The following is a 7,136-nucleotide window of genomic DNA, read 5'->3' as shown; positions in this document are numbered from 1 at the left end:
CGCGTGTCCTGGGCAGTCTACGTGTGCGTAGTGACGGGCAGGAGTATCGTATTCTACGTGTGACGTAGAGATAGTGATACCGCGCTCGCGCTCTTCTGGAGCGTTATCGATAGATGCGAAGTCACGTGCAGAACCGCCGTATACTTTAGAAAGTACAGTACAGATTGCTGCAGTTAGAGTGGTTTTACCGTGGTCAACGTGGCCGATAGTACCAACGTTAACGTGCGGTTTCGTACGTTCAAATTTTTCTTTAGACATGACAGTCCCTCTAAGCACGGTATTTTGGTGGCTTAACGACCACGCATACAACAAATGGATTTATGTTGAGTATAAATCAAATGGCTTGAGTAACTTGTAAGAGAAAGATGGTGCTGATACCCAGATTCGAACTGGGGACCTCACCCTTACCAAGGGTGCACTCTACCAACTGAGCTATATCAGCACTTTAGAATTGGAGCGGGCAGCGGGAATCGAACCCGCATCATCAGCTTGGAAGGCTGAGGTAATAGCCATTATACGATGCCCGCTTTCAGTTTCTCGTAGAGCTATTCAAACTATTTGAAATATGGTGGTGGGAGAAGGATTCGAACCTTCGAAGGCTGAGCCGTCAGATTTACAGTCTGATCCCTTTGGCCACTCGGGAATCCCACCAAATTGTTTTGTTTTGTCTTAATGGTGCCGGCTGCCGGAATCGAACTGGCGACCTACTGATTACAAGTCAGTTGCTCTACCAACTGAGCTAAGCCGGCGACAAGTGCTGCGCATTCTATGCAATGATTTTTGGGGTTGCAATAGCTAATTTAAATTTTTCCATTAAATCTATTCTTATGGCGTATAAAATCGCCAATTTACGCCTTTATTTAGCGAGATAGCATTAGCTAAACTCAGTATCTCACTTTCACTATCACTGGGGATAATGTATTGTCGCTGTCCTTACTCGAAACAGATTCATTTTTAGTATGAGCGATCTATTAACGCCTTATTTGTCTTTTAATCGCCAACAATGGTCAGAACTTCGTGATTCTGTGCCTATGACGCTGGATGAGGACGACCTCGAAAAGCTTCGTGGTATTAACGAACACTTGACCATGAATGAAGTGCGAGACATTTACCTGCCTCTTTCTCGCCTTCTGAATCTGTACGTTAAAGCACGTAAAGGGCGCACGCAGGTCCTAGAGCATTTCCTTGATCAAAAAGGAAATACTGTTCCATATATTATTGGAATAGCTGGTAGTGTGGCCGTGGGGAAAAGTACCACTGCTCGCTTATTAAAAGCACTTCTTGAACGCTGGCCAGAGCACCCGAAAGTTGAGTTAATCACTACTGATGGTTTCCTACATCCTAATGACACTCTCAAAGAACGCAACCTGATGAAAAAGAAAGGCTTTCCACTATCTTATGATATTCGAAAGTTGGTTCAGTTTGTCTCTGATGTGAAATCTGGAAAGCCCTGTGTAGAAGCACCTGTATATTCGCATTTGGTTTATGACATCACCAAAGATATCAAGGTGGTTGAACAGCCTGACATTCTCATCGTAGAAGGTTTAAATGTACTGCAAAGTGGTATGGATTATCCTCACGACCCTCATCGCGTATTTATTTCAGACTTTCTCGATTTTTCGATTTACGTCGATGCTGAGTGTTCTTTGCTCAAAACGTGGTATATCGAGCGGTTTATGGCGTTTAGGCAAGGGGCGTTTCAAAACCCGTCCTCCTACTTCCATCACTACACTGCCCTCTCAGAAGAGAAAGCAATGAGAACTGCGTCTGACATTTGGGAGGAGATAAACGGACAGAATTTAGTCGAAAACATTCTTCCAACCAGAGAACGTGCGGGCCTGATATTACAAAAGGGAACAAACCACGCAGTTCAAACTGTGATGGTACGGAAGTAGTTAATACTAATCGTTGGCGCGAAGACTTATCTCGCCACCAAGATAAGGGGCAATGCCGGACTCAGTTTCCAATAGCAGCGCCCCTTGCTCATTAATACCACGTGCAATACCTTCAACAATTCGCTCTCCCAGTAGCAATTTCACCGATCGTCCCTTGAAGTTATCCCATTTGTCCCATTTAGCGACAAAGCCAGCCATCCCTGTCTCTTCATACTGTCTGAGTGAATCCATAACCCCATTGATGAGTGCAGCAGCCAATGTGTTCTTATCAGGTAATGCATGACAAGTATCTTTCAAATTGGCCCAGTTTTGATCAACCGCATCGACAGTTTCTGACATGGCAACGTTAAGCCCCATACCAATAACTAAGTGTGCTGCATCTCCTGCTTGACCCGTCATTTCTACCAAAATACCTGCCAGCTTTCTATCATTCCAATAAAGGTCGTTAGGCCACTTGACCTTCACATCTTTGGCTCCGAGTTTTGCCAATGTTTCAGCCATAGACACACCAACAACCAAACTCAACCCCATTGCTGCGGCCATTCCTGCATCGAGACGCCAATACATGGATAGATACAAGTTCGCACCAAATGGCGAGAACCAAACACGTCCACGACGACCACGGCCGCTTTGTTGATATTCAGCTAAGCAGGCTGTACCTGAGACTAATTGACCAACACGGTCCATCAAGTATTGATTTGTTGAGCCAATAACAGGGATAAGCGAAAAGGCAGGGGCGTCGAGTACATCCTTTAGTTTTTGTTCTTCAAGCAAGTCGAGGGGCGATGGTAGGCAATAGCCTTTTCCTTGGACGCGATAGACGTCCAGCCCCCATTGTTGAAGCACTTTGATGTGCTTGCTAATCGCCGCTCGGCTCATCCCCAACTCTTGACCAAGCTTTTCACCAGAATGAAAATGACCATCCGCTAAAGTTCGTATAAGGGCTAAACGTGGTGTGTTGTCTATCGCTGGCATGCTGCCTCCAAATCCGTTTCTGCATTGCGCCCCATAAAACGAACTTCATGTTCAAGGTTGACGCCAAATTGGCGATGAACAGTATCTACAACCTGTCGAGCTAACGTGACCACGTCTTTTGACGTTGCCTTATCAGCATTCGTCAGTACCAGCGCCTGCTGGTTATGTACCGCAGCACCGCCAACGCGATACCCTTTCAATCCACATTGGTCTATCAACCAGCCCGCAGCTAATTTTACTTCCGCATCGTTCACATAAAAGCACGGCATATTTGGGTGAGCAGCAAGTAAGCGGTCAGCGAGGCATTTGGTCACAGCAGGGTTCTTAAAGAAACTCCCTGCGTTGCCTATCTTTTTAGGATCAGGAAGCTTCTCACGGCGAATTTCACAAACCATGTCGTAGACATCTTTTGCAGTCAGGTTTTCTTTGTCCTGCAATTGACTCAGCGCCCCATATCCTAAAACAGGTTGCCATTGCTTAGGCAGCCTGAAACCAACCCCAGTTACAATAGCTTTGTCTTTAAGTTGACGCTTAAACACAGAGTCACGATATCCAAATTCGCACTCTAAAGCAGACAATCTATCAGTATGTCCGCCGTCTAGCATCAAGACATCAACGTAGTCACAGTGAGCTTTCAGCTCGACACCATACGCGCCAATATTTTGAATCGGTGCGGAACCAACAAGCCCAGGGATCAGCGCTAGATTCTCAAGACCCGGCATATGGTTTTCGACAGTCCACGTGACTAAGTCGTGCCAATTCTCTCCGCCAGCAACATGCAAAAACCATTCAGTTTTGGTTTCTCTAACTGTAATACCCTTTAAGCGATTCAAAATAACAGTGCCGTCAAAATCTTCGCAAAAGAGTAAGTTACTCCCTTCACCCACAATAAGTTTTGGCTCAGAGGGTTTCTGCGCCCACACCAGTAAGAAATCCTCGACAGTATTCGCTTCAACAATTTTTTTTGCATTTAGTTCTAAACCGAACGTATGGTAAGGCTTGAGCGATGTGCTAGTGAGTGTTTTCATTCGGCTCGCGGTTTCATTTGCAATGATTAATTGCCGTGTATACTAACGCATTAGCCTAAAGATCGCAGTGATTTGATAACCATGTCCGACTATAGATATCTTCCGTTAGATACTTTACGTTTCCCACTAATTGCACGCTTTTACAAAGACCACTACCCTGCAGGGAAGCCAAAAAAAGACGAAGTCATTTGGACAATGGAAGGATCGGAAGGCCTCATTGGTACAGTACGTTTTCGCCAATTCGAGGGCTTTCAACTTCTGACTGGAATGCTTATCCACCCTGACGTTAGGAGACAAAAGCTGGGAATAGCATTTCTTCATGCCGTCGAAAAACAAACGAAAGACAAACGCTGTTATTGTCTCGCCTACCGCTATCTCGTCGCACTTTATGAAAACGCTGCATTTGAAGTCATTGATGCCGATGCTTTACCCGAAGAACTTAAAGGTCGCTATATCAGTTACTGTAACAGTGGCAAAGATCTCGTACCAATGCGGTATTTAGCTAAGTAACAGTATCAATTCGAGATAACAGACACATCCAGAACACTGGAAATCGCGTATTTTCTGGTATAATTCAGGGTTTGATTTGCATAAATACGACCATCAGTCGAAGTTAATGAGGCAACAATGGATTCAGCTACTGCAAATAAGCAGTTGATCGATCAGCTACCAAAAATTGCACATCGTCCTGACCAGCTTGAAACGCTACTTGACGCCGCATCTTTTAGAGAGCGCTTATTGCACGAAATTGCACAGGCTAAATCTCGCATTTATTTGGTCGCTCTATATCTTCAAGACGATGAAGCAGGACGGTCGATCCTTGATGCGCTCTATGAAGCAAAGCAAAAGAACCCGAGACTAGATGTCAAAGTACTAGTCGATTGGCACCGTGCTCAACGTGGCTTAATTGGTGCTGAGAAGTCTGATGGCAATGCAGGGCTTTATCGCGAATATTCAGAGAAGTACGCCCATAAAGTTGACATCTTAGGTGTGCCTGTAAGAAACCGAGAAGTATTCGGGGTACTGCATTTGAAAGGTTTCATCATTGATGAAACCGTCATTTATAGCGGTGCTAGCCTTAACGATGTTTACTTGGCTCAACATGACCGATATCGCTATGATCGCTATCATGTCATTCACAGCAAAGCGCTTGCTGACAGCATGGCGAACTTCATATCAAACACATTGGTTGCTAGTGATGCAGTCAACTGCCTATCGCAACCAAGTCGTCCTGAGACCAAAGCACTAAAACCCGCAATTCGTAGTTTACGAGCTCGACTACAAAGCGCGAGCTACACGTTCATTTCGCAGCATATCAATGAAGATCAAGTTGGCTTAACACCGATGGTAGGGTTAGGAAAACGAAAAAATTTCCTCAATACTCAAATCTGCAGACTAATTGCAAGCGCACATGAAGATCTCACAATTTGTACTCCCTACTTTAATCCCCCTCGAAGTGTGATGCGAGAAATCCGTCGAGCGCTTCGTCGTGGTGTTAACATCACCATTATCGTAGGTGATAAAACAGCAAATGATTTCTACATCCCACCCGAAGAACCGTTTAAAACGATCTCTGGATTGCCTTATCTTTACGAAATCAATCTACGTAACTTCGCGCGTCGAAATGAAGCTGCAATTGCCAAACGTCAGCTAAAGATTCACCTTTGGAAACACGATAATAACAGTTTCCATTTGAAAGGTATTTGGGTAGACCGCAGCTACATGTTGCTCACTGGAAACAATCTCAACCCTCGAGCATGGAAACTCGATCTAGAGAATGCGATATTACTTCACGACAAACATAGATTGCTTGAAAATGAAGCACAGCGAGAGATCGATAAGATCCTCGAACACACACAACTTATTGGTAGTTACAAACAAATCGAAAAGCTCGAAGTCTACCCCCCTCAAGTAAGGAAACTTCTGAAGCGGATCAAGCGGATCAGGGCAGATCATTTGCTCAATCAGATCCTGTAAGGAGACAATGGTGATCGCATCAATCGACGTCGACCCGCAGAAAACATTTACCCCATTATGCCCTAGCGAGCTACCGGTACATGAAGGTCACCTCATTGGTCAGGCGCTCAACCATCAAGCAAAACATGCTCAGCTTCGTGTCTTGACCAAAGATGCCCATCCTGCCAATGCGGTTTGGGTAGTCGACACACATGATAAAATGTTGAAGCCCTTAAAGCATGCCAATGCTGATTTGACTTGGGTATCACATGCGGTACCTGGCACTGAAGGCTTTAAAGTCATTCCTGATCTCCCTAGCATCACTGAGTATGACCATGTTATCTGGAAAGGCATAGAGCCAGACTTACACCCCTATGGTGCTTGTTTTCATGATATCCAGGAAAAGCTCAGTACAGGACTGATCGAGTGGCTTACCGCTAAACAAGTTAAGGTAGTTTTAGTCGGTGGGCTAGCAACGGATTATTGTGTAAAAACAACAGCCCTGCAGCTAAAGCAGCATGGTCAGTTTGATGTTTGGGTAAACTTAGAAGCTTGCCGTGGTATTGCACACGATACTACAGTCGCAGCATGCAAAGAGATGATAGAAGTTGGCATCAACGTTATTGATTCATTAGCAGAATTCCAAGCATAGGCATTGCTCTATATCACCAACGCAAAGCACTGCATTTAGCGGTGCTTTTTTGTATCTAGAGGTTGATGTTTTAGAGCTGAAGATTCTGATCTGATTCCCCATAACATCTCGACACCGAGCCTAGTACACTCGACGACTCAATTTAGCTTAGGTCTCGTTCACGTAAAATAGATACATGCTTGGTGTGTAATTCAAAGAAGTATCAAAGCTGTTGTTAATAACTCAGTAAGAATTCATATATTGGCTGACGTGGCTGCGTATGGCCTATTAGAAACCACTTTTTGCAGAACACAAATGCCGTGAGCTGGCGGCTATTTAATAAAAACTTATCAACACATGCAGACGCAAAAAAGCCCTGACCGTAAGGTCAGGGCTTTTCTAACTTTTTTCCTTCATCTTTTCTTAAAAGATGAAAACGAATTTGAAGCCTGGCGATGTCCTACTCTCACATGGGGAGACCCCACACTACCATCGGCGCTGTTACGTTTCACTACTGAGTTCGGCATGGAGTCAGGTGGGTCCATAACGCTATGGTCGCCAAGCAAATTTTGTTGTGTTTCCCGCCTAAGCGAAAAACGAAAATCTGGGAAAATGTCTGACTAGCTTCTCTTACACATTCAATGTTCTTAC

7 protein-coding genes, 4 tRNA genes and 1 rRNA gene are annotated in these 7,136 nt (G+C 44.7%); 4 read left to right on the top strand and 8 right to left on the bottom strand.

Translation table 11 applies throughout. The annotated features are described in order from the left end of the window. The 5 genes from L4D06_RS25235 to L4D06_RS25215 form a co-directional block, all read right to left on the bottom strand. Window positions 1-258, bottom strand: a 258-nt coding sequence (locus tag L4D06_RS25235) for a GTP-binding protein (protein WP_429742221.1), incomplete at its 3' end; no start/stop codon positions are given. Between the two features lie 108 nt (window positions 259-366). Continuing rightward, window positions 367-442, bottom strand: a tRNA-Thr gene (locus tag L4D06_RS25230). Window positions 443-452: 10 nt separating this feature from the next. Beyond that, window positions 453-527 (bottom strand) — tRNA-Gly (locus L4D06_RS25225). A 39-nt stretch (window positions 528-566) separates the two neighbouring features. Continuing rightward, a tRNA-Tyr gene (locus tag L4D06_RS25220) sits at window positions 567-651 on the bottom strand. A gap of 22 nt (window positions 652-673) precedes the next feature. Beyond that, window positions 674-749, bottom strand: a tRNA-Thr gene (locus L4D06_RS25215). A gap of 210 nt (window positions 750-959) precedes the next feature. Between L4D06_RS25215 and coaA the strand changes: the two genes are divergently transcribed. Continuing rightward, window positions 960-1,895: a type I pantothenate kinase gene (gene coaA, locus L4D06_RS25210; protein WP_274167098.1), complete on the top strand. Its 936-nt coding sequence runs from the start codon at window positions 960-962 to the stop codon at window positions 1,893-1,895. A 6-nt stretch (window positions 1,896-1,901) separates the two neighbouring features. On the opposite strand, the gene birA is transcribed toward coaA, so the two are convergent. Continuing rightward, window positions 1,902-2,870 (bottom strand): bifunctional biotin--[acetyl-CoA-carboxylase] ligase/biotin operon repressor BirA, encoded by a 969-nt coding sequence (gene birA, locus L4D06_RS25205; protein WP_274167099.1) that lies wholly within the window; start codon window positions 2,868-2,870, stop codon window positions 1,902-1,904. After that, window positions 2,858-3,898 carry a UDP-N-acetylmuramate dehydrogenase gene (gene murB, locus L4D06_RS25200; protein ID WP_429742218.1) on the bottom strand — a complete coding sequence of 347 codons (1,041 nt, stop codon included), beginning with the start codon at window positions 3,896-3,898 and terminating at the stop codon, window positions 2,858-2,860. The genes birA and murB overlap by 13 nt, the downstream gene beginning before the upstream one ends. An 81-nt stretch (window positions 3,899-3,979) precedes the next feature. Here murB and L4D06_RS25195 point away from each other — a divergent pair, with 81 nt between their 5' ends. From L4D06_RS25195 to L4D06_RS25185, 3 genes are all read left to right on the top strand, one after another. Then, window positions 3,980-4,408 carry a GNAT family N-acetyltransferase gene (locus L4D06_RS25195; protein WP_429742216.1) on the top strand — a complete coding sequence of 143 codons (429 nt, stop codon included), beginning with the start codon at window positions 3,980-3,982 and terminating at the stop codon, window positions 4,406-4,408. 117 nt (window positions 4,409-4,525) lie between these two features. Next, window positions 4,526-5,875 (top strand): CDP-diacylglycerol--serine O-phosphatidyltransferase, encoded by a 1,350-nt coding sequence (gene pssA / locus L4D06_RS25190; protein WP_274167102.1) that lies wholly within the window; start codon window positions 4,526-4,528, stop codon window positions 5,873-5,875. Between the two features lie 10 nt (window positions 5,876-5,885). Further along, window positions 5,886-6,506 carry an isochorismatase family protein gene (locus tag L4D06_RS25185; RefSeq protein WP_429742214.1) on the top strand — a complete coding sequence of 207 codons (621 nt, stop codon included), beginning with the start codon at window positions 5,886-5,888 and terminating at the stop codon, window positions 6,504-6,506. Between the two features lie 426 nt (window positions 6,507-6,932). On the opposite strand, the gene rrf is transcribed toward L4D06_RS25185, so the two are convergent. Beyond that, window positions 6,933-7,048 (bottom strand): 5S ribosomal RNA (gene rrf / locus L4D06_RS25180). Window positions 7,049-7,136 lie beyond the last annotated feature (88 nt).

This window comes from Enterovibrio makurazakiensis (assembly GCF_050336585.1).
Lineage (GTDB): Bacteria > Pseudomonadota > Gammaproteobacteria > Enterobacterales > Vibrionaceae > Enterovibrio > Enterovibrio gelatinilyticus.
This window is presented reverse-complemented; position numbering and strand designations above follow the sequence as displayed.